Origin of the sequence: Grimontia celer (assembly GCF_900055185.1) — a bacterium.
Lineage (GTDB): Bacteria > Pseudomonadota > Gammaproteobacteria > Enterobacterales > Vibrionaceae > Enterovibrio > Enterovibrio celer.
This window is the reverse complement of sequence record NZ_FIZX01000054.1, coordinates 1-551: the sequence shown is the minus strand read 5'-3', so window position 1 is coordinate 551 and position 551 is coordinate 1. Positions and strand designations below refer to the sequence as shown.

General features: G+C 47.2%; 1 protein-coding gene. It reads right to left on the bottom strand.

Annotation, left to right across the window (positions count from 1 at the left end; all coding sequences use genetic code 11):
* Positions 1-51: 51 nt before the first annotated feature.
* A partial coding sequence (locus tag GCE9029_RS25385; RefSeq protein WP_157487860.1) for an iron chelate uptake ABC transporter family permease subunit occupies positions 52-551 on the bottom strand: 500 nt, incomplete at its 5' end.

Genomic DNA, 551 nt, shown 5'->3' with positions numbered 1-551 from the left:
CCTTTGGGGATAGTGATCGTCAATGGTAGTAATCGAGTACCAATCGCTAAATTATGAACTTGAATCATGACTCTTCACCAACATCCAAATAAAGATTGGCGCGCCTATTGTCGTCGTCATCACTCCAACGGGTAGCTCAGCAGAATCTAACACCACCCTTGCAAGTATGTCAGAGATCACCAACAAGGTTGCCCCAGTTACCGCAGACAATGGCAACAAATAGCGGTTTTCAGTACCAACAGCTAAACGCAGAAGATGCGGAACAACCAAGCCAACAAAGCAAATCACCCCCCCGGAAGCAACTGAACCTCCGACCAAAAGCGATACACAAAGGATAAGTTGCCAGCGTGCTCGGTTGACGTCCACGCCTAATTGTTTGGCGTGCACTTCCCCTACCATCAACTTATCAAGAACCCTACCTTGTAGGCATAGCCATACACTGATTGGCATCATGAGTATCGTAAGCACGTGCTGGTACCAACTCACTCCACCAACGCTTCCCATCAGCCAGTACATTAACTGACGAATGCTTAAATCGTCACTGAAATAGA